The sequence below is a fragment of the Streptomyces avidinii genome (assembly GCF_014650695.1).
Taxonomy (GTDB): domain Bacteria; phylum Actinomycetota; class Actinomycetes; order Streptomycetales; family Streptomycetaceae; genus Streptomyces; species Streptomyces avidinii.
On record NZ_BMVL01000013.1, the window covers coordinates 34,720 to 58,481 of the forward strand.

Annotated in this window: 17 protein-coding genes; 5 read left to right on the forward strand and 12 right to left on the reverse strand. The window is 68.4% G+C overall.

Annotated elements, in window-relative coordinates:
* On the reverse strand, nt 1-294 hold a 294-nt coding region (locus tag IE257_RS38600; RefSeq protein WP_229920713.1), incomplete at its 3' end, for a helix-turn-helix domain-containing protein.
* 114 nt (nt 295-408) lie between these two features.
* Here IE257_RS38600 and IE257_RS28565 point away from each other — a divergent pair.
* Genes IE257_RS28565 through IE257_RS28575 form a run of 3 tightly spaced genes read left to right on the forward strand, consistent with a single transcriptional unit; the run spans nt 409 to nt 1,012 of the window.
* A complete protein-coding gene (locus tag IE257_RS28565) occupies nt 409-636 on the forward strand; it encodes a hypothetical protein (protein ID WP_189972764.1) in 228 nt (75 codons plus the stop codon).
* Nucleotides 633-770 (forward strand): hypothetical protein, encoded by a 138-nt coding sequence (locus IE257_RS28570; protein WP_189972765.1) that lies wholly within the window; start codon nt 633-635, stop codon nt 768-770. The genes IE257_RS28565 and IE257_RS28570 overlap by 4 nt, the downstream gene beginning before the upstream one ends.
* Before the next feature lie 11 nt (nt 771-781).
* A complete protein-coding gene (locus tag IE257_RS28575) occupies nt 782-1,012 on the forward strand; it encodes a hypothetical protein (RefSeq protein ID WP_189972766.1) in 231 nt (76 codons plus the stop codon).
* A 28-nt stretch (nt 1,013-1,040) separates the two neighbouring features.
* On the opposite strand, the gene IE257_RS28580 is transcribed toward IE257_RS28575, so the two are convergent.
* From IE257_RS28580 to IE257_RS28600, 5 genes are all read right to left on the reverse strand, one after another.
* The gene (locus tag IE257_RS28580) at nt 1,041-5,258 is read right to left on the reverse strand and encodes an Eco57I restriction-modification methylase domain-containing protein (RefSeq protein WP_189972767.1); all 4,218 of its coding nucleotides are present in this window, start codon (nt 5,256-5,258) and stop codon (nt 1,041-1,043) included.
* On the reverse strand, nt 5,255-8,515 hold the full coding sequence (gene drmD, locus IE257_RS28585; RefSeq protein WP_189972768.1) for a DISARM system SNF2-like helicase DrmD: 3,261 nt from the start codon (nt 8,513-8,515) through the stop codon (nt 5,255-5,257). The genes IE257_RS28580 and drmD overlap by 4 nt, the downstream gene beginning before the upstream one ends.
* A gap of 125 nt (nt 8,516-8,640) precedes the next feature.
* Nucleotides 8,641-9,792: a hypothetical protein gene (locus tag IE257_RS28590; RefSeq protein ID WP_189972769.1), complete on the reverse strand. Its 1,152-nt coding sequence runs from the start codon at nt 9,790-9,792 to the stop codon at nt 8,641-8,643.
* On the reverse strand, nt 9,789-10,289 hold the full coding sequence (locus IE257_RS28595; RefSeq protein ID WP_189972770.1) for a DUF4365 domain-containing protein: 501 nt from the start codon (nt 10,287-10,289) through the stop codon (nt 9,789-9,791). Before IE257_RS28595 ends, IE257_RS28590 begins: the two co-directional genes overlap by 4 nt.
* 145 nt (nt 10,290-10,434) lie before the next feature.
* On the reverse strand, nt 10,435-13,023 hold the full coding sequence (locus IE257_RS28600) for a GmrSD restriction endonuclease domain-containing protein (protein WP_189972771.1): 2,589 nt from the start codon (nt 13,021-13,023) through the stop codon (nt 10,435-10,437).
* A 102-nt stretch (nt 13,024-13,125) separates the two neighbouring features.
* Between IE257_RS28600 and IE257_RS38605 the strand changes: the two genes are divergently transcribed.
* Together IE257_RS38605 and IE257_RS28605 are read left to right on the forward strand one after the other, a co-directional pair.
* A complete protein-coding gene (locus IE257_RS38605) occupies nt 13,126-13,542 on the forward strand; it encodes a hypothetical protein (RefSeq protein WP_229920714.1) in 417 nt (138 codons plus the stop codon).
* Nucleotides 13,458-15,263, forward strand: coding sequence for a UvrD-helicase domain-containing protein (locus tag IE257_RS28605; protein WP_229920715.1), 1,806 nt, complete (start codon nt 13,458-13,460; stop codon nt 15,261-15,263). Before IE257_RS38605 ends, IE257_RS28605 begins: the two co-directional genes overlap by 85 nt.
* A 29-nt stretch (nt 15,264-15,292) precedes the next feature.
* Here the strand turns inward: IE257_RS28605 and IE257_RS28610 are convergent, their stop codons facing one another.
* From IE257_RS28610 to lanM, 6 genes are all read right to left on the reverse strand, one after another.
* Nucleotides 15,293-16,882, reverse strand: coding sequence for an alpha/beta hydrolase (locus IE257_RS28610; RefSeq protein WP_189972772.1), 1,590 nt, complete (start codon nt 16,880-16,882; stop codon nt 15,293-15,295).
* Between the two features lie 61 nt (nt 16,883-16,943).
* Nucleotides 16,944-17,135, reverse strand: a complete 192-nt coding sequence (locus IE257_RS28615; RefSeq protein ID WP_189972773.1) for a hypothetical protein — start codon at nt 17,133-17,135, stop codon at nt 16,944-16,946.
* Between the two features lie 39 nt (nt 17,136-17,174).
* The gene (locus IE257_RS28620) at nt 17,175-17,960 is read right to left on the reverse strand and encodes an ABC transporter permease (protein WP_189972774.1); all 786 of its coding nucleotides are present in this window, start codon (nt 17,958-17,960) and stop codon (nt 17,175-17,177) included.
* Nucleotides 17,957-18,715: an ABC transporter ATP-binding protein gene (locus IE257_RS28625; RefSeq protein WP_229920716.1), complete on the reverse strand. Its 759-nt coding sequence runs from the start codon at nt 18,713-18,715 to the stop codon at nt 17,957-17,959. The genes IE257_RS28620 and IE257_RS28625 overlap by 4 nt, the downstream gene beginning before the upstream one ends.
* 44 nt (nt 18,716-18,759) lie before the next feature.
* Entirely contained in the window at nt 18,760-20,907 is a 2,148-nt protein-coding gene (locus IE257_RS28630) for a peptidase domain-containing ABC transporter (RefSeq protein ID WP_209468407.1), read from the reverse strand.
* Entirely contained in the window at nt 20,907-23,717 is a 2,811-nt protein-coding gene (gene lanM, locus IE257_RS28635; protein WP_189972776.1) for a type 2 lanthipeptide synthetase LanM, read from the reverse strand. The genes IE257_RS28630 and lanM overlap by 1 nt, the downstream gene beginning before the upstream one ends.
* Nucleotides 23,718-23,762 lie beyond the last annotated feature (45 nt).

Genomic DNA, 23,762 nt, shown 5'->3' on the forward strand with positions numbered 1-23,762 from the left:
CTGTTCCAGATTCATGTACCTGCGAGCCCAGTCCGGATACGGGGTCCGCTTGATGTGACCCCAGAGGTCGATCAAGTCACCGTCCGCGTCGAGCAGCACGTCCAGCTTGCCGTTGACGTCCTCAGGAGGGACCTCGTTGCCCAACTCAAACTGGGCGATACGGCTGTGAGCGATCGGGATCTTGTCACCGAGCTGCCGCTGCGTGAGCCCGGCGCGGATGCGGAGCTTGCGCAACTTCGCGCCGTAGAGCGCGGCGAGGGAGGCGCTTGGGTCGAGTTCCTTCGGGGCGGGCATTGGCGACTCCCGTTTTCGTTCCGATGCTCCGAAAACCGTTACCCCTGGTGAGCGTAGCGCTACGCCTCCATGCTCATCGCTGAAAGACAGTGATCGGCAAGGAGGCAAGCGGACATGGATACGGGCAGGCGCGGGCGCTCGGCGGAGAAGGCGCAAGAGGCGGAGGCGGCACGGGACGAGCTGCGCGAGGCGTTGGCGGGGGTGGATGTGGTGCTGCCATCACTCGGCGTCGATCTGGTGTCCCTGACGAGCGACTACCTGTCCCCGCTGGTGGAACTCGGTTGCTGCCGGGCCGATGTGGCGTGGAAGTTGGCGGCGGCCCTGAGGAAGTGCGCCCAGTGACCGAAGAATCAGCGCCCGAGCCGGAGGAGGAGACCGACTCGGCCAAAGACGCCACTGTCGGCGTCGTGTGCCACGAGGTACTCCTGGCCAAGGTCCGCGAGGCCAACAAGCGAAGCCTTGCGCCTCGGCGGTAGGAGGTCGGGACATGCAGCGCTTGATGCAGACCCTGGAGGTCATGCCCGATGAGGTGCGGCGAGGGGATGTGATCGCCGTGGGTGGCATCCCGCATCGGGTACGGGATGTAAGGGAGTTGCGGGGGCGGCGGAAACGGCTGGAGTTCGAGGACGGGAACGTCTTCGTTCTGGGCCCGTGGGTCGCGATCAAGGTTTCCCGTGACCGGAACACCGGCGGCGGACCGGTACGCCACCGACGCTGACCGGCCCACCGCTCCCCCACCCTCGCACTCAGAACAGGCTCGGCGGCGCCTCCTCCGGAGGCTTCGCCTTCCGCTGGGTGGGGGCCGCCGCCTTCTTCTTGGCGCCCTTCTTGTCATGCAGACCGGCGGCGACTTCGGCCGCGTAGCGCCGCTGGTTCTCTTCGAGCAGCCGGTCAAGAATCTCCTGCCGGACGACCGGGCCGACGGTGTAGCGAGGCCCCTGCCGTGTGTCGTGAAACCCGTGGTCAAGTCCGCCAGGCTGACTCAGGAGGTCGTCCCAGCTGTAGGCCCGGGCGACCTCCTCATCGATGGCACGGTGGATCTGACGCAGTTCAGCAATGTCGTCCTCCGTACATTCCTGTTCGTGGACGAGGTTGTACGTGCTGGTGAGACCGCCATGCAAATTCACAATCCGGCTACGCCGCTGTTCCAACCGCATCCCCAGCTCGTCAAGCATGGCGGAATACTCCGGACGCGGGAAGGTGGCAGTGACGTCTGAAGGCGAATAGCTCAGATCAGCCTTCATAGTGGCGCTATACGCAATGCTCCACCAATAATGAAACGTGCTACTCAGTACAGCTAGCTGCGCAAAACTATCCGACGGAAATACGACGATTTTATGCGAATACACCAAGCCGGTAGGCATCATAACCGGCATCACAGTCTTACTCACCTGAGCCAGGACGATCACCCGACTCATGCCCTGGATCGCAGCCTGCAAAGCCGGCCGCTTGTCTGCGTAGTGCCAATAACGCTGCGGGAGCGGATTCCTCAATGTGAACGACCCGTCGGGCTTCCTGCGCTGCCGCTCAGGCTTTACCCCTTCTTCGATAATCTTGAACACTTCTCCGTACTGTCGCGCCCGCTCCTCGCTCCAGTCATGGAAATTGATCACCCACCGGCGCGCCGAACCATCTGGCCGCGAGTTAAGGTCCTGCCCAGTGAGATAAGGGAAGAGCACATCGCGATTTCTTGTATCCTTCGCGATCAACGCCTGGGCAGAATCCGGATCCATGGTGAACCCAAGTCCCAAAATATACGAACCGATGAACGCTATAGCCTGATTCCCTGCCAGTCGCTCAGGCGCACCAGCCACCCGCGAAGCCGCCTCCAGCGAAGGAGTAATCTTCCAGACTGGATTATCGTCAGCCAAACGGGGTACACCATCTGAGACAACTGCCTGGCTAATCCACACGGCACAATACTCCAGTACCGCACTTCGAGAAGGCCAGGGCGAGCTTTTCACAGACTGTCGAATTTCCACCCCTTCAGCCACCAGTCGATCCAGTCCAATTTCGCGCGTATCACCCTGCGCCAAAGTATTGGTCGCAATAAGGCCAGCCTGCCCGTTCAGGTTAAGAAACCCGTATGCACGAAGAAGGAAATAGGCCACCAAATCGGCGTTACCTCGAACCCCTCCGCCCAGGTTTTCGACCAAATGCTCACGATAGCTGATACCAAGAGAGCCTGTAAGCTTCTTTCCGCCCAGGAACGGCGGGTTACCCACCACCGCATCAAACCCGCCCCGCTCGTCCCAGACCTCCGGAAACACCAGCGGCAAGTGCACCGCCTCGCGACCGAACGCCCCCGCCGGCTTGCCGGTTGCCAGCCACCCCCGAGCCAGCGTCTCCGCACGCCGCAGCTCGGCAGTCGCCAGTTCCTCGTCATCCCCCGCGTCGGACACCGCGTGCGCCGCCGTCACCGCCGCGAACGACAGCTGGTCCTGATCCTTCTCGGACCGCCCCGCACCCGCCAGCGCCGCGCCCACCACCAAGTCCGCGAAGACGCTCGCCTGGCGGGTCTTCTCACGGACAGACGCCAGCATGGCGCGCTTCCGCTCCAGCTCCTCCAAGCCCGTGCCCGGGATGCCGGCCAGCTTGCGCCGCTCCTCCGCCACCTCCGCAATCAGTTCACGTACGCCGCCCATAAGGAAGGTGTTCTCGTGAAGGCGACGGCCCCGCACCGGATCCAGGTGCATGGCTTCCAGCTGCTCCACCGACGTGATGCCCAGCAGCGAGTCGCCCGCCACCAACCGGTCGTCCAGGAACGTGAACGGCCTGTCCCGGTCCATCGAGACCAGCCACAGCGACAGCTTCGCCATCTCCACGGCCATCGGGTTGATGTCCACGCCGTACAGGCAGTGCTCGATGATCTGCCGACGCGCCTCCACCATCACCGGCTCGGCCTCGGCCTCCACCGCCGACGCGGACAGCGAGTCCGCCGCCTCCAGGTACGCCACCGCCCGCGCGTCGCCCTCCCGGCTCCACGCCTCCACCAGCGCGCCCGCCAGGTAACGGCAGGCCGCCACCAGGAACGCCGCCGAGCCCATCGCGATGTCCGCGACCTTCAGCTTCAGGATGTCCGTCGAGGACTTGGGCCGCCACTGGGTCCGGTCCGACGTCTGGAGCGGGCCGTACTCGTAGACCAACGGCTCCAGCGCGCCGTCCGCGACCTGCTGGGCCAGGGACTTCGGGGTGTAGTGCGTACCGGTGTTCTTCCGGAGCGAGGACTCCGTCACGTACAGCCCGCCCGCGCCGATCACCACCGGCAGGTCCCGCAGGTCGCGCCGGATCAGACGGTAGAACGGCAGCAGCCGCTCCGTCAGTTCGGCGTCGCTGCCCGTCGCCGCCAGCAGCTTGCTCCGCGCCGCCGCTCGCTCCACATCGGACAGCGGCTCCAGCAGCTTCGTCACCTTGGCCGCGCTGCCCAGCCCCGTCGCCTTGTTGTACTCCTCCGCCAGCGCAGCGCCCAGCCCCTCGCCCTCCGTACGGGCCAGGGACTCCAGCCGGGTCAGCAGCACCTCTGCCTCAAGGCCGGCCTTGCCGACGAGGCCGACGACGGTGTCCTCGGCGCGGCGGCCCTGGTACGAGAGGAGGCCCTCGTACACGTAGCCGATCTGCTCGACGTCCAGCGTCCGGAAGGTGAGCCGACGCCGCTCCCGCTTCTTGCCCGTGCCGATCCAGACGTGCTGCACCGACTGGAGCATGTGCAGGACGGTCCGGTCGTCGATGGGCAGCGGGTCCGTCGGGTCGCCGTCCGCCGTGCCCCGGCCCTCCAGCCACGGGAAGGCGTTCGGGTCGAAGATCGAGCCGTCGTACGCGTGCATCCGCAGCGCCGGGTGGTCCACTCCCCCGTACACCGCGTTGAACAGCGCGATGAGCCGGTGCCAGCCCACCCCGGTCTGCTCCAGGTCGTCCTCGGTGGTCTCCCGGGCCCGGTCCTCCAGCTCCTGGCAGAGCCGACCGGCCGAATACGCCTGCACGTACAGCTCGTTGTCGCTCGGCAGCAGCCCGCGCTCCTCGGCGAAGAGGAGGAAGACGACCCGCATCATGACGGCGACGGCGCCGCGGTAGACGTCCTGGGCCGGTACGTCGGCCAGGCCGTTGCCGCCCCGCGCGCGCTCGGTGACGTCGGCGCGGCCGATGGCCTCCACCAGCAGTTCGACGGCCTGGCGGACCTGCACGCCGAGGGCGTCGGTGACGTCCTCCTGGCTGTCCAGCGACTCCTTGAGCAGCGGCAGCAGCGTCTCGGCGTCCTCGACGGCGAAGAAGCGGCGCCTGCTGAGCAGCGACATGAAGGCGCGCACGACGACCCGCTCGACCGGCTCGGTCCAGGCGACCGTGTCGAAGAGCGCCGATGTCGTCACGCCGCCGCGCGGCGCCCAGACCAGGGTCCACCAGCGGCCGTCCGTCACCAGGCCGAGCTCCACCCCGTGGTGGCGGCACAGCTGTGCCATGCGGTCGACGGGGGTCGCCGCCCAGGCCGAGCCGGGGACGCGCTGGGACGGGTGCCGGCCCGCGGGGACGGTCATGCCCAGGATGGCGCAGTCGGCGACCAGGCCGGCCGTGTCCTCGGCGGTGCTGCCCGGTTCGAGGAGGGCGAAGGTGGGGGCGATCCGCTCGTCGTGCTCGGGGACGTCCACCGCGAGCGCCTCGGAGAGCTCCGTGCCCTCGTGCAGCGCGTCGCCCCAGCCCAGGAGCTCGTTCAGGACGAAGTCCGTCCAGGCCCGCTGCCCGGCCGCCGGGGCGGACTGCCAGACCCCGTGCTCGTAGCGCAGCCGGGCCCGAAGCGGCTTGTCGATCGAGTCGAGCTGCGGCCAGGTCTTGAGCAGGACGGGCAGGGTCAGGAAGGGTCCGGACACGTCGACCAGGCTGAGCCAGTCCAGGTGGTCCTGCCGGCCGTCGGGGGCGGGGGCGCCGCTCCGGGTCCGTCCGCGGCCCGTGTTCGTACGGTGGGTGGTGCTCACTTCACGGCCTCCCGGCGGGGAACGACGAAGACGACGGCGACGGGGAACAGCAGGGCCTTGGGCCGGTCGTACCGGGCGGCGATGGCGGCGAGCTCGCGCTGCTTCTCGCTCTCCAGCGCGTCCCGGCGCTGTTCCCAGTTCTCCCGGTCCCGGCGCTGCTGCTCGACCTCGTCGAAGGCCAGCTCCAGCTGGCCTTCCTCCTCCTGCTCCGCGGGGTTGCCGATGGCACGGCGAAGGGACTCGCGGAAGCGGTCGATCTGGGCGGTGATCCGCTCGGCCTCGACGCGGCGGCGCGTCTCCAGGCGGGTCTCCAGTGCGGTCTGGCGGTTGCGGGCCCGCCATTCCAGGGCCGAGACCAGGCCCTCGCTGACGTGCGGCCAGGCGTCGGCGAGCCTGCCGCGCAGGACCGGGGCGGCCTGGGTGGCGTGGTCGGCGAAGGCGTCGTCGAGGATGTCGCGGACCGTGGTGGTCTTCTCCAGGCGGCTGAAGCGGGGCTGGCCGGCGCCTTCCGCCGCGCGGAGCCAGCCGCCCGCCTGGAGGACCTCCTCGTGCAGCCTCACGCCGTCGGCGCCGATGAGGACGAACCGGGCGAAGGCGCCGACGAGGGTGGTCTCCAGCTCCGGGTGGTCGCTGATCACAGCGCTCACGCGGGCGAGGTCGATCTGCTCCTTGTTCCACACGGCGGCGCGCAGCAGCCGGGTGGACATGGAGACGAGGGGGTGCCCGAGGTGGGCGAGGACGACGTCGTCGCGTTCCTTGCCGCGGCTGTCCTTGAGGTTGGCCGCCTCGAAGGTGACCGGGCGCTGGATCTCGGGGCGCAGCTTGTCGGCGAGGCCGTGGGTGGCCCGCTCCCAGGAACCGGTGAGGGTGGGTACCTCGTAGAAGCCCTCGGCGCCGTCCTTGTCGTCGAGGACGGGCCGGATGTCCTGCTGGCGGGCGAGCGGCAGCGCGGTGGAGACCACGCGGGCGATCCGTTCGGGAGTGATGCCGAGGGCGGCCACCGTGCCCGCGACCTGCTCGCTCAGGCGCTGGGCCTGGGCCTGGGCGTCGCGCTCGGCGGCGACGTTCCCGCCGCCCTTCCTGGCCTTGCGGCCGGCGTAGACCTCGGCGCGTTCCACGTCGAAGTCGGTGCCGAGGTCGCCGGTCATCCGGCGCTGTACGGCGTCGGCGAGGACGGCGTTGACCTTGCCGAGGTCCTCTTCCATGCGGGCGACCTTCACCGCGACCCGGGCCAGGAATTCGAGGTCGGCCTCGTAGGTGTCGGTGCTCTTCTCGTAGCCGCTGCCGACGAAGTGCACGACCTCGGGGGCGGTGAGCTGGCCGTAGCGGTCGATGCGGCCGATGCGCTGTTCGAGCTTGTTGGGGTTGAACGGGATGTCGTAGTTGACCAGCCGGTGGCAGTGCCGCTGGAGGTCGATGCCCTCACTGGCCGCGTCGGTGGCGAGCAGGATGCGTACGGGGTTCTCCGAGGGCTCGGCCTGGAAGGCCAGGCGCAGCTGCTCCCGGTCCTCGGTGTTCAGACCGCCGTGCAGGAGGGCGACGCGGTCGCCGCCGAGTCCGTGGTCGCGCAGCAGGTTCTGGAGCCAGATCTGCGTGTCGCGGTACTCGGTGAAGACGACCACGCGCTCGTTGAGCCAGTGCCCGCCCTCGGCCAGGCAGTTGGCCTTGAGGTAGGTGATGAGTTCGCGGGCCTTGGAGTCGGCCTGCGCCTGGTGGCGCTGGGCCCAGTCGCGCATCTGCTCCAGCAGGGCCGACTCGTCGCCGTCGGTGCCGGGCTGGAGGGTGGTGGCACGGGCGATGGCGTCGTCCTCGGCCTCGGCGAGGGGTTCGTCGTCGTAGTCCGCGTAGTCGTCGAAGAAGGTCTCCTGCCAGTCCTCGACCTTCTCGGCCGCCTGCTGCTTCTTGGTCCGGAGCGTCTCCAGGTAGACCTCGATGGTGCGGGCGAAGGCGTCGGGCGAGGAGAACAGCCGCTTCTTGAGCAGCAGGGTGACCAGGTCGGCCGCCTTGCGGCCGCCCTTGAAGCGGGGGCCGAGCTTGGCCCGGCGGAGCTGGGCGTACTCCTTGAGCAGGGCGTGGATGCGGCGCTCGTCCTCGGTGTACTCGACGGACAGCGACGTGGTCCTGCGTTCCAGGAAGCGCCGCTCGCCGGTCTCCGGGTCGCGGATGTCGGTCTTGAGGCGGCGGACGACGGTGTCCTCGACGGCCTGCGGGTCCGGCTCGACGCCGCGTGCGAAGCGCTGGTTGTCGATGATCTCCAGGAGGGCCGTGTACGACTGCTGGTAGCCGTTGTGCGGGGTCGCCGACAGGAAGAGCCGGTGCTCGAAGTGCGGGGAGAGTCGGCGGATCAGCTTCGTCTGCTGGGAGTCGACGGGGTAGTACTGCTTGGGCGCGGAGGGCGCCACGTGGTGGGCCTCGTCGAGGATGAGCAGGTCGAACGCTCGCTTGCCGGGGACGATCGCCTCGGCGTCCTGGGCGGGGAGCACCTCGGCGAGCAGCCGCTGGGCCTTCGGGCCGCGCAGCCAGGGCAGGCTCACGATGCTGCGCGGATGGATGTTGAAGGGGTTCGCGGCGCTGCCGTGGGTTCGCCGGACCTCGGCGGCCCGCTCGGAGTCGATGATCGTGAAGTCGAGGCCGAACTTCTCGGCCATCTCGTCGCGCCACTTCACGGTGAGGCCGGCCGGGCAGACGATCATGATCTTGTGGGCGCGGTTGCGGAGGATCAGCTCCAGCGCGACCAGGCCCGCCTCGATGGTCTTGCCGAGGCCGACGTCGTCCGCGAGGAGGAGGTTCACGCGCGGCGCGGCCACGGCCCGGGAGACGGGTTCGAGCTGGTACGGCTCGACGGCGACGCCGGAACGGAAGGGCGCCTGCAGGGTGCGTACGTCGGCCGAGGTGACCGCTGACCACCGGACGGCGTCCAGGAAGGCGGCCAGGCGCTCCGGCGGGTCGAAGCGGTGCGCGGTGACCTCGGGAAGGGAGCCGGCGAAAAGACGGCGGCGGCCGGGCTCGATCTCCCAGATGACCGAGAGGGTGTCGTTGTAGCGGCCGTCCTCGACGCTGTTGAGCGTGACGAGGGTGCCGGGCGCGCTGATCGCCGCGGAACCCGTGCCGTGATCGACGTCGGCCACGACCCAGCGCTGCCCGCGCACCTCGACGAGATCGCTGATCTCGGGTACGGCAGTGTGGTCCTGCGCGTCGGCGCGGCGGCGTACCGCCCGCTGCGCCACACCCGCCAGGTCGGTGGTCGGCGTCGTCATCGGGTCTCCGCCCCTCCATACCGCCCGGCCAGGGCGATTCACGTCAATCACAGTCATTCAAACACGTACGAAAGCCCGCCCGGCCACACTCGTGGAACTTCGGTGCACCGGCTGCGGCCGAGCCGTCACAGCACGTCGAAGGCGGTGATGCGGGTCAGCTCGTAGTAGGTGCCTCGGCGTGCGAGATCGCCTTCGATCTTGAGCGTCCTGCCCTGCGCATGGGCATCGGTGGCACGGGTGTACTCGTCCTCCGCCAGCGTCACGTGGATCTGGCGCTTCGGGCCGATCTTGCCCGCCACTCCGAGTACGAACGCCTCCACCGTCACCTCGCCGGGGCCGTACTCCGCGGCGCGCTTGAGCTTGGTCGAGCGGCCGATGACGGTCACTCCGGGCTCCGGCTCCTGCTGGCGCAGGTCCTGGGCCCCTTCGCGAAGGACTCGGACCAGGCGGGGTGAGAAGGGTGCCAGGGGTTCCATGGGCGGCACGCGCCACCTCGGGGACCAGGCGAAGTCGATCGAGAAGGCGTGCAGGGTGCTCGTGCCCCGGCCATCGTGTCCGCCGATGCCCGCGAGCGCCTCGCACACGTCCGCGGATACGCCGTCCCCGACGGCATCCGTGAAGGGAGCCGAGTCATCGGCGTCCATCGCCTCCTCGGCCGCTGTGTGGGCTGCCGCGACCGCCTGGTACATCCTGCGCGAGACGCTCCGCGCGAAGGGTTCCGGGTCGTCGCCGAAGAGCGATGGCTGTACGTCCCGCTCCGGCAGCGGCACCTGCACGCTCAGGATGTAGCTGCCCGGCACCGTGGGGCCGAAGCGGGCGCTGTCCACGAAGTCGCGCGCCGCACGCGGCTTGCGGCGCGGCTGGACGAGCCTTGGCTCGATGGTGTGGCAGGCCGCCGCCATCAGCAGGTCCCGGGCACTGGTCACGGCGAGTACCCCCGCCTGAACGGGGATCGTGCCGGACGGTGTGCTCGGCATGGTCCTGATGTATTGCACATCGAGACCAGTCGCCCGTAGGTCCTGGAGAACGGCTGCCGGCGGCCGGGCCTCCAGCTCCGCCAGCGCTCCGACAAGATCCGCCATGCGGTCCGCGAAGTCCGCCAGGTCGGTGTCCATGGGCAGCAGCAATCGCCGCGCCCGACCGGCCCAGTCCCTTTCCCAACGGCGGCTGTAACGGACCTGTCCGACTTCCTGCCAGCCCCTGCTGCGAAGGTAGTGCGCGACGTCATGCGGCCGCAGCCGCTCCAGCTCGTCCTCGGGTACGCCGATCGTGGTCATGGTGCGGGCACCTCCTCACACGCCCGGGCGAAGAACTCGTGCAGAGCGTCGACCGTGAGCAGATTGTCGCGCGGAACAGTGACAGTGACACTGTCCCGGCCGGCCTGTGCGGGGACGTGATGTTGGAGCGAGACCCAGTACGCGCAGCGGCGCAGGACGAGGGCGTTCTCATCCGTGCGGATGTAGTCCGCCGGGTCCGTGGGCACGAGCACGACGACCAGGTAGACGGGCACCTGCCGTTTACCGCGGAGGCGTTTGAACTGCGCGACCGAGAGTGTGACCTTGACCCCGGTGTCCGTGTCCGCAATGCCCTCGACCCGGCGCGTCTTCACCTGGAGCGCGATCTGGACATCGAGCTCGGGCTCCTCGTGATCCCGGCCCAGGATCAGGTCCTTGCCGATGTCCGGATACGGCACAGCCACCTGGAATCCGGCCGCCGCGGCGATCGCGGCCACGAAGGTCTCTCCGTACCAGCCCTGGTGGTTGTTGTGCTCCATGCGCCCCCGTGCTCCGGTCGCAGGCCACCCGCCACGCACCCACGTCCGGAGTGACACCCATCACTGCTCGGGCAGGCTACCCGAGCAGTGATCTTCCGGTAAGGGCCGGATCCGGCCAGGTGAGGACGGTCCGACCGCCGCCGCGTCAGAACACGGCCAGGTCGCCGTCGTCGATCGAACGGCGGGCTTCCGCCAAGGCGACCTCATGGATGAACCACTCCAGTACGGAACGGATCTCCTCGGTGTGCGCGGCGAAGACCTCCAGCGGGAAGGAGGGGCGCAGGTCGAGCTTCGCCTCGGCGAGGTCGATGCCGTCGATGGCGTTGAACCGCTCCATCAGGGCGCGGCGCAGCGGCTCGTCATCGAACGGCGGGCGCCGCTTGAGGTACTGGAAGACGACCTCCGCCGTCCCGGTCACCGGGTAGATGCCGATCGGCCACAGAGCACGCGACGAGCCCGGCCCGCCCGCGTCCACGGTCGGGAAGCAGCTGGTCTCCGTCGCCTTGCCGTAGACCTGGTAGCCGCCCTGCTCCTCCCAGAAGCGGAGTGCTGCCAGGACTCCCTCGACGACCTCCGGCGTCTGGTTGGCGCGCAGCAGCGTTTCGAAGCGGGTGCCGGCCTCGTCAGCGCCGGTCTGCGATGCGGCCGACCCCGACGGGGTCTCCTCCGGCAGCTCCTTGCCCACCAGGACGGCCAGGTCTGTGCTGCTCAGCCGGTGTGCCTTCGAGGCACGACCGTTCTCGTCGAAGGGCACGCCCTCGGCCTCCAGGATGACCTTGGGGTCCCCGGAATGCCGGTCGTCGGTCCACCGGAACCCGCCCGCGATCCGGCCGTCGGCGGTCAGCACGCGGTACGCGCAGTGCAGTCCCGTCCTGGCAGCCACGTGGTTGCCGACCGCGATGGCGCTGGTACCGATGAGGGCGGCAAGCTCACCGTACGACGTCCAGGTCCCGGCCGGTACGGCCAGGAGGATCTCCCGCAACTCCCGCCAGCCCGACCACTCGTCGTCCGACTGCACGACTTCGTCCAGAGGCCCGGGCCACAGGCCCACGACCCGGTCGGCCAGTTCCTCGGCCCTGGCGAGGATCTCCTTGCGGCCCCAGCGCTCCTGCGCGGCGATCTCCTGGTTCATCCGCAGCGCACTGGAGTCGAGCAGCTCCTGCTTGCGGTGGAAGGGGTGGTTGGAGAGTCGTGCGTTCTCACCCGAGAGAGTGAGGTTGCCGAGGGTGTGCACGAGCAGGTTGTGGATCTCCTGGGGGCTCTCGCCGTCCGTGGCTTCCTCGGCCAGCAGGTCGAACCACTGCTGGGCCGGGCTCTGGGGCAGGACGTGTTCGACGGTGAGCGGCGCCTTGTCGTAGTCGACTGGCTCGCTCGATCCGTAGCTCTCCTCCAGCCGGCGCAGGATCTGGAAGCGCTGGTTGCTGCGTCCGGTCTTGTAGAAGGGACGGGTGCGGACGGCGTCACGAACGGCGTCGTCGCCCGGCCACACACGGGCGCCCGTGCGGGGGCGCGAAAGGAACCGGTGTACCGCCTCGGACGGAGAGTTTTCCTTGTCCAGTTCCTTCGGGAGTTCCATGAACACCCGGTTGCTGCCCGTCGTGGACAGGCCCGCGAAGAGGCGCCGCACCATGTAGCTCTCCGCGAACGCGAGCGCCTCAGCCGCCTCCCAGGCCGTGGTCCTGCCCTCGTCCAGGAGGTCCAGGAGGTGCAGGGCCAGCGGGTAGTGGGTCTGGCCGCCCCAGCGCGACAGGCGTTCCAATACCGCCCGCAGCCCGGGATCGCCTTCCCTCTCGGGCTCCAGGATCCGCATGAGGCGGTCGGCGCGCAGGGCGAACCGGGCGATCTCGGCTTCCAGCGCCGCCTCGTCCCCGCTCAGCGGCTCCAGGCGCTTCTTCTGGTCCCGGTAGATCTCGCTCTGCCGGGCGCGGCTGTTCCCTCCGACGACGAGGTCCAGCCACACCAGCAGCTCCAGACGGGCGGGGCCGAGCAGCTCCTGCATCGGGAGCCACCGCTTGCGGTAGACGTCCTCGCCCCTGCTCGGCAGGCACATGAACAGGTAGTTGCGCAGAAGGTCGCTCTGGCTGAGCCCCACGCCGGTGTTGTTGATGGACTCGAAGATGCGGTAGACGTTGTCGCCCTCGGCGGCAGTGATCGCAACGATCGAGAGGCAGTCGCCGAGGACGGACTCGACCGCGTCCGCCCAGGCCTCACCACCGCTCTCCGTCCCGTCGGCCAAGGCAGCGATGAAGAAGCGGTAGGCAGCGCCCACGTTTCCGGCGCCGCCGGCCTTCGGGAGGCTGTCGATGCAGGCCGTGTACGCCTCACGGTCCGCCTGCGTCGGCAGCAGCCGGTAGCTGTCGTACTTTTCCTGGTACGTGTTGACCAGGATGAGGTCGTTGATACGGGCGGCCTTTTTCACCGAGCCCCGAGCACGGTGGTGGTCCCGCAGAGCCGTGAACGCGAGCATCAAGGTGGTCATCCGCTGCTGGCCATCGACGACGAGCCAGCGCTGCATCCCGCCCGCGGCGACGCGCTCGGGCGCCAGCACGACCGAACCGAGGAAGTGACCCGAGCCGGGCCGCCCTTCCTGCCGGTCCTCGACCAGCTCCTGCACGTCGCCCCACAGCTGCTGCAGCTCGTCGCGCTGCCAGCTGTAGGTGCGCTGGTAGAGCGGTACCTGGAACTGCTGCTCCCCCTGGACCAGCTTGCTGAACGTGGTCTCCTGAGCGTGCACGCCCGTCCTCTTCCCAAACCCTAGACGCCGAGCCGCCATTGTCGCCCCATACCGTACGGTGATCAGTCGAAACGTCGGCACACGCACGCCCCGGGGGCACACATGGCGACACTGGGGATCCACAAGGACTTCCTCCTGGAGTTCGCCAAGCTGGAGAAGCCCGTTCAGAAGCGGGTCCACGAGGTCTTCGACAAGTTCCGCGAGCACCGCCATGCCGGGCTTCACCTGGAAAAACTGGAGAACCCCCGTGACTCCCGGATCCGCACCATCCGCATCAGCAAGTTCATGCGCGGCGTCCTTCTCGCACCGGACTCCGGAGACAGTTTTCTCCTCCTGAAGGTCATGGCGCACGACGACGCCATCGCCTGGGCACTGAGTCATCGGGCGACAGTGAACTCTGCGACCCAGGGCATCGACTGCGCGACGACATCGCCTTGGAGCAAGCAACCGCCGACGTGCACCACGCCCCGACCGAGGCGGAAAGCCGGCTCTTCACCGATGTCGCGGACAAGGAACTGACCCGCCTCGGCATCGATCCCGATCTGCTCCCCCTCGTACGGAACCTCAGCACCGAGGCTCATCTCGACGCGCTCCGCAAGATCCTTCCCGAGCAGCAGTACGACGTGCTCGCCGGCCTGGCCGCGGGGCTGACCCCGGAGGACGTCTGGCGCGAGTCCGTGGCCGTGCACGCCGAGCGCACCGCCGCCACCGAGGCGCGGCAGACCCCGGCCGAGGACGAACTCGCCGCCTCCATGGCCCGCTCGCAGGGACGCATCGCCCTGCTCTCCGGGCCCGAGGAGCTGCTGGACGTCCTGTCCCGACCGTTCGACGCGTGGCGGATCTTCCTGCACCCCAGTCAGCGGCGCATCGCGTACCACCCCTCCTACAACGGGCCTGCCCGAGTGACGGGGGGCCCCGGCACCGGCAAAACCGTGGTCGCCCTCCACCGCGCTCTGCATCTGGCGCGGCAGTTGCCGGATGACGCACCCGACGAATCGGTGCTGCTCACGACCTACACCCGGAACCTGGCCGCCGACCTGCGCCACGGACTCGAACTGCTCATCCCGGACCAGGCACTGCGCGCGAAGATCCGTGTCGTCAACATCGACGCCCTCGCGAATCAGCTCGTACGTGAGGACCGGGGTGGCCCGCTGACCATGCTGACCAGCCAGAAGGAGATCAACTCCCGCTGGAACGCCCTCGCCCGCCGACTCGGTCTCGACTACAGCGACGTCTTCCTCGACCAGGAATGGCGACAGGTCGTCCTGGCCCAGGACCTACGCTCGCCCGAGGCCTACCTCAAGGCGTCACGCAGCGGTCGGGGCACGGCGCTGAGCCCGCTGCGGCGCGCACAGGTCTGGCGTGCCGTCGAGGGGTTCACGCGGGACCTACGCCAAGCCGGGGAATGGACGTTCCTCCAAGTCTGCGCCGAGGCCGCCCGGCTGCTGGAGCCGCGCACCGACCGCCCGTTCCGCCACGTGGTGATCGACGAAGCCCAGGACCTCCACCCGGCTCAGTGGCGCCTGCTGCGGGCAGCGGTCGCCCCCGGACCCGACGATCTGTTCATTGCCGGAGACACACACCAGCGCATCTACGGCAACAAGGTGTCACTGCGCAGCCTCGGCGTGAACGTGAGCGGCAGATCCCACCGGCTGCGTATCAACTACCGCACCACGCACGAGATCCTGCAGTGGTCGGCCTCCCTGCTCAGCGGGCAGAGCTTGGACGACATGGACGGCGGAACCGACTCCCTGACGGGGTACCGCTCCGTGCTGAACGGCGGGAACCCCGAGCTGAGGGCATCGGCCGACAAGGCCGAAGAGATCGCGGACCTCACGTCGCGCGTCGCCCAGTGGGTGAACGACGGTGTGGAACCGGGCGAGATCGGGGTGGCCGTTCGATACATGCAACTGGGCAAGGAGATTGCGCAGGCGCTGGAACGAGCCGAGCTGCCCGTTCGCCTCCTCGGCACCGCTCAGGCATCCGGTGACGGCACCGGTGTATGCATCGGGACCATGCACCGCATGAAGGGACTGGAATTCCGCTTCGTCGCTGTCGCCGGTGTGAGCGACAGCGTCGTCCCTCTGGCCTCGACCCTGACACCCGCAGAAGTGGATGCTCAGCAGCACCGAGAGGATCTACTGGGCGAGTTGAGCCTCCTTTTCGTCGCCTGCACTCGCGCACGTGAAGTCCTGCGGGTCTCCTGGCACGGCGCACCGAGCCCGTTCCTCGCAGCGTGACGCAGACCCCGGCCTGCATGTCCCTGCCTTCAGCGGTCGGTGGACACCGCGGTCGGTTCCTGCGCACGCAGAGCACAGACCACATTCCGCGAATCCAAGCGGCCTGTGAGGAGGTAGGCGTCGACGCGTTGGTTGACACACGCGTTCACCAGATCGGTGACACCGTGAGAGCCTGCGCCGCTGTCCGTGATCAGCCGCGAACCTTCCAGTCGCTTGTGCAGCTCCACGGCGCCGGAGTAGGGCGCGGCCGCGTCGCGGGTGCTGTGGACGATGAGGACGGGAGGCAGACCGCTGCCGCTGCGAACGTCGACGGGAGTGTTCGGGCGGATCGGCCAAGTGGCGCACGGCAGGTTCTTCCACGTGTTGGCCCAGGTCATGAACGGTGCCCGCCGGTGGAGGCGGGTGGCATCACGGTCCCAGGTCTTCCAATCGGTGGGCCATGCGTTGTCATTACAGCCCACGGCCGTATACACGGCGTTGGCATTCTCTGCAGCGACGGCGTTGGTGGACTGCGTGGCGGCCGCGATGAGAAGTGTGTCGTCCCCGACACGGTGCGAGCTCCAGATGGAGGCGAGCGGGGCCCAGACCATGTCGTAGTAGAGGGCGTTCTGGAAGAGGGTCGTGAGCTCGGCGGGACCGACGGTGCCGCCGAGCGGGTGTGCCTTCACCTCGGCGTGCAGCTCTTCCCACCCCGCCTGGACGGCGGCTGCGGTACCGCCGAGATGGTAGGTGGCGTCGTGCCGGGCCACCCACGCAGTCCAATCCTGCCAGCGCCTCTGGAACCCCAGGTTCTGCTCGAGGTTGGCCCGATAGCCGAGCTTGGCACGCGAGGGGTCGATGGAGGAGTCGGCAATCATCCGGCGGACATGGCGGGGGAAAAGAGTCGCGTAGACGGCGCCGAGGTAGCCACCGTAGGAGACCCCCACGTAGTTGAGCTGCTTCTCGCCCAGCGCAGCGCGAATGACCTCGAGGTCGCGGGCCGTGTTCTCGGTCGTCAGGAACGGCATCAGTTCGCCACCCCGGACGCGGCACCCTTCGGCGTAGCTTCTGGTGAGCTTGCGTTGGGCGGTCTTGTCGGCCTCGCTGTGCGGAAGCGGGTCGGGCTTGGGCGTGTCGGCGAACTCCCGCGGGTCCTGGCAAGAGAAGAGACCGGAGTGTCCAACGCCGCGAGGGTCGAATCCCACGAAGTCGTATGCCCGGGCGGTCCGGGCCCAGATCGGGTTTCCGTTGGTGACCTGGGTCGGGAAGAGCAGACCAGAGACTCCGGGACCACCGGGGTTGTGGAGCAGGGCGCCCTGCCGCTCCGCCGGGCCGCCGGTGTTCGCGATCCGGTCCACGGTCAAGGTGATGGCTCGGCCATCGGGCTGGGCGTAGTCGAGCGGAACGGTGACCCGACCACACCGGATCGGCGCGGTCAGGCCTGTGTCCGTGGGACAGTCCCGCCAGTCGATGCCGGCCGCGGCAGCGCGTTCGGCAGCGATCCTGGTCCCCTGGTCCACTGCACTGACGTGCGCCGGCCGGGCGTCGCGCGCAGTGGCGGGCGCGGCGGTGACCACTCCGGCCACGAGCGCGCCGACGACCAGGCCACCGGCGGCTCGAAGTGCTGCTGAGCGTTTCACAGCGTGGTTGTTCCTTCGGCTGGGAGCGCCTCACGCCTCGGCGGGCGGCCGTGCGGCGGCACTACGAAGCCTGATTGCTGCGGAGCCATGCGATGCCGCCGACGATGCTCATCGCGCCTGCGCAGGGGATCACGATGGCGGTCAGACTGTCACCGAACAGCGGTGCGACAACAGCAGCAAGCAGACATGCGGCCGCAGCCGCCCACATCAGTCCCTCACCGCGGGCCTTCATCTGGATCCGGCTCTTGGTCATGTTGTTTTCTCCCTTGTTCTGGATGAGCTGGCCGAGCGTTCAGGACGCTTCGTAGCGGGTGAAACGGATCTGTCCGAGCGCAGCGAGGATCACGGTGTAGGCGCCCAGCACCAGAAAGCCCAGCAGGGGCGACGGAGGGCTCATGCCCGCCGCTGCATCGATGACGGTTCCACCGCTGGCCGTGTCTCCTGCCCCACCCGGAAGGTATGCGCCAAGCTGTGCGTACCCGACACGTGCCGCCCCCATCCGCACCATCGGCTCGATGAACCGGGTGACCAGGAGGATGCCGACGATGGCCACCACCTGGTTGCGCACCAGGGCACCGATCGCGACGCCGATCGGCCCCCACAGCGTGAGGACGGCAAGGCTGCCGAGAAGTGCGCTGATCACCTGGGAATCCGCGAGGTGGGGGTCGGCGCCCTGAGCGGAGAGCATCACGGCCGTGACAGCGGCGGAGAGTCCCACCGAGACGACCCCGTAGACGAATGCCACACCGAGCCCGGTCAGCAGCTTGGCCCCGTACACCAGGTGCTTTCTCGGCTCACCGAGCAAGGTGTGCACGATCGTACGGGAGTTGTACTCCTGCGTGACGAGGACGACCCCGAACGCCAACGGGAAGACGTAGGCGATCGCGACGGGCAGGTTGTACAGAAGAACGATCTTGCCCGGGGAGTCGAGACGCAGCGGACTGGCCGGGGCGTGGAGAGCGGCGTAGACGAGGAACGTGCCGAACCCCGTGGTCAACGCAACCATTGCCAGGAGCAAAAACCACCACAACCTGGTCGAGGTGATCTTTGTCAGCTCCGAACCCAACTGGATTTTCACAGCCGCGCTCCGTTGTCCGCGCCGGTCAGGGCCATGAAGGCGGATTCGAGATCGCGGCGCTCGCCCCCGGCACGTTGCAGCAGTTGGTCAAGGCTTCCGGTGTAGAGGAGGCGGCCACGGTGCAATAGCAGTACGTCGTCCACGGTCTGCTCCATCTCGCGCAGGAGGTGGCTGGAGAGCAGGACGCTCCGGCCCTGCTCGACGAACTCACGGAGGAAGTGCCGGAGCCAGAGGATTCCTTCGGGATCCAGACCGTTGGCGGGCTCGTCGAGAACCAGCAGGTCCGGTTCACCGAGCAGCGCCGTGGCGAGTGACAGCCGCTGCTTCATACCCGTCGAGTAGCCGCTCACCGGGCGTCGAGCCGCCTCGGCGAGGCCGACCAGCTCCAGGAGTTCGTCGACGCGCCGGCGAGGGCATCCGGCGGGGCCGGAGTAGCAGCGCAGATGGTCGCGTCCGCTGCGTCCGGCCACGAAGGCCGTACCCTCCAGCGCGGCGCCGATACGGCGGGCCGGACGACGGTGGGATCCGTACGGACGCCCGAAGACATGGGCATGGCCCGTTGTGGGCCTGGTGAGCCCGAGCAGCATGCGCAGCGTGGTGGTCTTGCCCGCCCCGTTGGGTCCGAGAAAGCCGGTGATCCGGCCCTTGTGGACATCGAAGGAAAGGCTGTCCACGGCTCGCACCCCACCGAAGTCGCGGGTCAGCTCCCGGACCGATATGACGGGATCCTCTGGGGCGTTTCCGTCCTGTTTCACTGGTCGTTCTCCTGTGCGTAGTGCTGTGACGTACGGTCGGAGGCTCATACGGGCTGCACGCTCACCTGCGAGTGCACCAGGTCCCGATAAGGGCCCGACAAGGCCACCAGTTCGTGGTGCCGGCCGGTCTGCACCACACGTCCGTCCTGAAGGACGACGATCAGATCCGCGTTCATGATCGTCGAAAGGCGGTGGGCGATGATGATGCGGGTGCACTTCAGGCCGGCGAGGGCCTCGGCGATCCGCGACTCCGTCACCGTGTCCAACGCGCTGGTCGCCTCGTCGAGTACGAGCACACGGGGCTGACGGATCAAGGCGCGTGCCAGGGCGACGCGTTGACGCTGGCCTCCGGACAGGCTTCCGCCCATCTCCCGGATCTGTGTAGCGTACCCCAATGGCATCGCCTCGACGTCCTGGTGGATCTGTGCCTGGCGTGCTGCCCGTTGCACGGCTTCCGGGTCCGCGTCAGGCACGCCGAAGGCGATGTTCTCCGCGATCGTCCGGTTACTGAGGACGATCTCCTGGGGAACGTAGGCGACCCGCCGGTAGAAGGAGTCAGCTCCGATGTCACCGATCGACACCCCGTCGTAGTCGATGCCGCCGGACCCGACCGGGTAGAGCCCCATGAGGAGCTTGCCCAGTGTGCTCTTGCCCGAGCCCGAACTGCCTACGACAGCCACGCTCTGCCCTGCCCTGACGTCGAAAGTGACGTCGCGCAGTGCGGGCGTCCTGGCGCCCGGGTAGGAAAAGCCGACGCCACGCAAGGAGACCGCACCTTCGATGTCCACTTCCTGCTCACCGAACACCGGCTTGACCGGGGGCTGGTGAAGGATGTCGGCGACCCGGGTCACCTGCGCGTTGGCGATGACGAACTGGGAGAAGGCGGTCGACAGCGAGGTCACCGTGCCCAGGCTGGTGGCCGTCATGGCTTGGACCGCCACGGCGGTCCCGAGGTCGAGGCGTCCCCTCCAGACCAGCCACAGTCCGGCCGCCAGCACCAGCAGAGGGCCGAAGACCTGGAACACGGCGTGCCCGCTGGAGGCGGCACCCTGCAGGACGATCCGCCGACGGGTCCGGTCCATCGCACCGGCATAGACCCGCTGCCAGTTGGCGAAGAAGGAGTCCGTCATACCGGAGACCTTCAGCGTCTCGATCGACGACAGGGCCTCCATCTGCAGTGAGGATGACTCGGTGGTCTCGTTGATCTCGAAGGTGGTCACCTTGCGGATCGGCCGGTAGCTCACTGCGGCGACGGTGACCATGCACAGGAACACCGCCACGGCGAGGAGTCCCAGTGGTACGGACTTGATGAAGATGTACCCGAACACGACCACCAGGCTGCCCACGTCCAGCAGCACGGCCGAGACCTGGCTGGAGAGCATGTCCCGCACCGACGCGATGCTGGACAGCCGGAACATCAGTTCGCCCTGAGAGCGGTTGGCGAAGTACTTGTACGGGAGGCCGAGCAGGGTGCGGAAGGTCCGGCCCATCATCAGCTCACCCAGGCCCCGGATGACCGAGGCCAGACAGGCCGACCGCAGCATGGACACTGCGAAGTACCCGGCCATGGGCAATAGGAGGAGCGCCCCCACCACTGGCACCGACAGCTCGGTGAAGTATCGGGCGAAGTGGTTGATGACGTGCTCGATCGCCATCGGCATCAGGACGGTGAACACGTACAGCAGCAGCGACATCAGGGACGCGTGGATCAACGGCCACTTCGCACCGCGCATGGCCCGCAGGAACTCCCACCACACGCTGGGCTCGTGGTGCCGTACCGGCGTGTAGGCGTCGGTGGGTGTCGCTTCCATCACCAGGCCGGAGTAGTGCTTCTCGAACTCCTCGACCGGGTGGGTCCGACGTCCCCCGGAGGGGTCCACGACGGTGGCGCGCCGCTCGGTGAGCTTCTCCAGTACCACCAGGTGGCTGTCGTTCCAGTAGGCGATGAGCGGGAAAGCCAGTTTCCTCAGGCTTCCGGTGCTCGCACGAAACGTGCGGACCTCCATTCCGTGACCGCGCAGGATGTCCGCGGTCTCCTTGATGGTCAAGCCGTCCCGGCCGGTCTCGTACTCACGGCGCAGCCGTGTCACGGAGTTGCGGGAGCCGTGGGCGGACAAGATCATCGCAATGCAGCACAGCGCGCACTCGGCCGGCGCGAACTGGTGGACCTCCTTGACCCGGCGGACGCGCATCAGCGGCCTCCCAGACACAAGGGAAGCCGTACACTCTCGTCCCGCAGCATGAGCTGCGTGTAGTGCCAGCCAGAGCGCCCGTAGAGGAAGGACGGCAGGTCGGTCACGGATCCGATGCCGAACGTCCAGCCCCCCTGTCCATACCGGTCGAGGAAGCGCTCGCTCAGGGCAACCGCCTCGGACCGCAGCTGCGGCCAGCCGAGGTGGTCGGCGAGCCAGCACAGCATGGCCAGCCGCCCTGCGACCCCGTGGCAGAAGCTGATGTCGGGACTGAGGTCGCCGGTGATGATGTGCTCCACCTCGGGCGCGATGGCCTCGCGGGTCTGCTCGGCCGAACAGCCGACGGACCGCAGGAGTTTCGCGGCGGCGAAGGCGGCGCCGGCGTGGCCCTTGCACCATCCGCCGGTGCTGCGGGCGTCCCGCAGTGCCTCGTCCGTCCACCGGTGGCGGAGGTACGACGAGGCGAAGGCGGCCAAGTGCTCGGTGGCACGGCCGCTGGGGTCGGCCCCGCGCAGGACGAGCGCGCTCATCGCCGCGATGCGTCCGAAGCGGCCGTGGGCCAGGCCCAGCGGACCCTGATGTGTGTCCGGCGGGCCGTCCAGTTCGACGAGACGGTCGAGCAGCAGTCCGGTGTCCGGTCCGGTTGCCAGGAGGCCCGCCTCGTCGGCGTACTCGGCGCGGTAGAGGAGGTAGCCGCCGAAGCCGTTGAGGTAGTCGAAGTCCTTCACGGTCAGGCCACGGACGTCGAGGTCCCCAACGGACAGGTCCGGCAGTGGGATGCGGGACGGGTCCACGCCACGGCGGACCAGTTCCAGTCCCGTGACGACGGACGAGAGGGCTCCGGTGAACGGGGAGAAGTCCGTGGGTGCCGTCGTCTCAGGCAGTTCCCGCGGCATCGCCGCGGCATAGACCGCACCGGGGTCCGCGCCGATCACGGGTGCACCGTGCACCCTGGCGGCCTCGGCCAGGTACAGCATCAGCCCGCCGCCCTCGTGCAACGGTGTGTTGACGCTGCCGAGGCGTAGGCCGTCACCGTCCAGCTTGGGCATCAGCCAGGTCGGTTGTTCGTCCTGGCTGACGACTAGTCCGGCGAGCACCGCGTGCCAGCCGCTCGCGTCGGCGAGGCCGGGGCAACAGCTGCCGTGGACGGGCGTGCGGCGCTCCTCCCACACGTCGTCCACCGAGCTGCCCAGGGCATAGCCGATGTACGTCAGATCGCGAACTGCCGGACGCTCGAAGAAGTCGCGTACCGCGCGCTGTACAGCCTCCGTGGGGGTGCTGCCCACGTCGGCGGTGCGGTGGGAGGCGGTGGTGACCGGTTCACCACCGTTGCCGCGCAGCGCACGCGCATCGCATGGCACGTCGAAGAACGGGATGTCGAGGTCCACGAGTTGCGCCGCCTCCGCGTGACGCAGCGCCTCACCCGCCTCCACCCCCTCGACGCCCCGGTGACGCTGCGGCATTTTGCTCAGGAGATCCGTCCGCGTCGCCGTACTGCTCAGGTACGCCGGGTGTGTGGAGGCGTCAAGGAAGCGGGCGTAGACATAGGTCGGGCGGAGCACCTGGCGGACCGACCAGCCCCGATGCCGCTCCACCGTGTCTTCGATCGCCTCCCGGTGGGTCCGGAGCCGTTCCCGGGCCTCGTGGAACCCTGCGGTGATCTGGTCCGACCACAGTCGCGGGTCGAGCGGCTCGCCGGCCACCGTGGCCATGTTGGTACCGTGCGGGGCGCCTGCGGCTACCTGATCGAACCTGATCCGGTCGGTGCCGGCGTCCACCACGCGGTGGGTACGCAGCCGACGCGAGTCCGCCGGCCGGATGCATCCGACAGCCGACATGTCTACGTCCAGAGCGGCGCCGCTGAAGCGTGTCGAGAACAGCATCGTGTTGAGCACCGACGCTTCGGTCTCACGGCCCAGGGCTCCGGCACCTCCTGTGCCGTGGTGTCCGGGCAGGGACACCAGCGTCTCGGTGTCGATGACGACGGGGCCGCCTGGCGTGGCCAGGACGTTCTCATGGTGCAGGTCGGTGGCACCCATCATGGTCAGCAGGGCGGCCGCGCGGCCGAACCGCCTGAAGTACCCCGCTGCTCCCAGGGTTTCGTCCACGTCTCCGTGCCGGACACACTCCTGCCACAGGTATGCGGGGCGGACGATGGCCCTGGGCACGAGGGGACCGAAGAACGCGCCGTCCCGGTCGGCCAGATCGCGGACCGCCTCCAGGAGGGGCTGGGCGCTCTCCTGCTGGGGCTTGTGGATAACGGTCACACCGTTCTGCCAGCGCAGCGAGGACACGGTCCGGCCACCCCGATGGGAGTCCCCCAGGCCCGGGACGAGGGAGATGATGGGGCCGTCTGTCCCATAGGCGGCGCCCAGCTCCGCACGATCCTGCCAGGCGGCGTCCAGGACCTGCTGTGCATGCGTCAGGTGGCGCTCCGCGGTCAGGCGCAGCAGTCGGTCCAGTTCGGGGTAGAGGCCCAGCAGTCTCTGTCGGCCCTCCACGCCGCTCAGCCATGTGTGGAATTCGTCGTACGCCATGGCTGCGCAAACGGGGTCGCTCTCACGGGAACGGAAGGCCGATATGAGTGTGCGCACGCCGGTGCGGCAGTAGGCGTCCATGACGGCACGCAGGAGAGTGCCGGCGACCTGCGGAAGGTCGACGAAGCAGCTGCGCCCTGTTTCCCCCGGCCCGTCCCATGCCCGGATCCCCCGCGCGCACTCCGTCAGGAACGGACGGTAGAAGCCGCCGAACTCCCCGGACCGGTCCTCGACGCACCGCTCCAGCAACTGCTGGAGGACATCATCACTCAACTGCACCATGACACTCGCTGTTCGCTCTCTGCACGGGTGCCGGCC

Excerpts from the sequence above, each read along its gene's own strand:
- IE257_RS28565 (WP_189972764.1), top strand. The coding sequence starts at position 409 with ATGGATACGGGCAGGCGCGGGCGCTCGGCGGAGAAGGCGCAAGAGGCG.
- IE257_RS28575 (WP_189972766.1), top strand. The coding sequence starts at position 782 with ATGCAGCGCTTGATGCAGACCCTGGAGGTCATGCCCGATGAGGTGCGG.
- drmD (WP_189972768.1), bottom strand. The coding sequence starts at position 8,515 with ATGACGACGCCGACCACCGACCTGGCGGGTGTGGCGCAGCGGGCGGTA.
- IE257_RS28590 (WP_189972769.1), bottom strand. The coding sequence starts at position 9,792 with ATGACCACGATCGGCGTACCCGAGGACGAGCTGGAGCGGCTGCGGCCG.
- IE257_RS28595 (WP_189972770.1), bottom strand. The coding sequence starts at position 10,289 with ATGGAGCACAACAACCACCAGGGCTGGTACGGAGAGACCTTCGTGGCC.
- IE257_RS38605 (WP_229920714.1), top strand. The coding sequence starts at position 13,126 with ATGGCGACACTGGGGATCCACAAGGACTTCCTCCTGGAGTTCGCCAAG.
- IE257_RS28615 (WP_189972773.1), bottom strand. The coding sequence starts at position 17,135 with ATGACCAAGAGCCGGATCCAGATGAAGGCCCGCGGTGAGGGACTGATG.
- IE257_RS28630 (WP_209468407.1), bottom strand. The coding sequence starts at position 20,907 with ATGCGCGTCCGCCGGGTCAAGGAGGTCCACCAGTTCGCGCCGGCCGAG.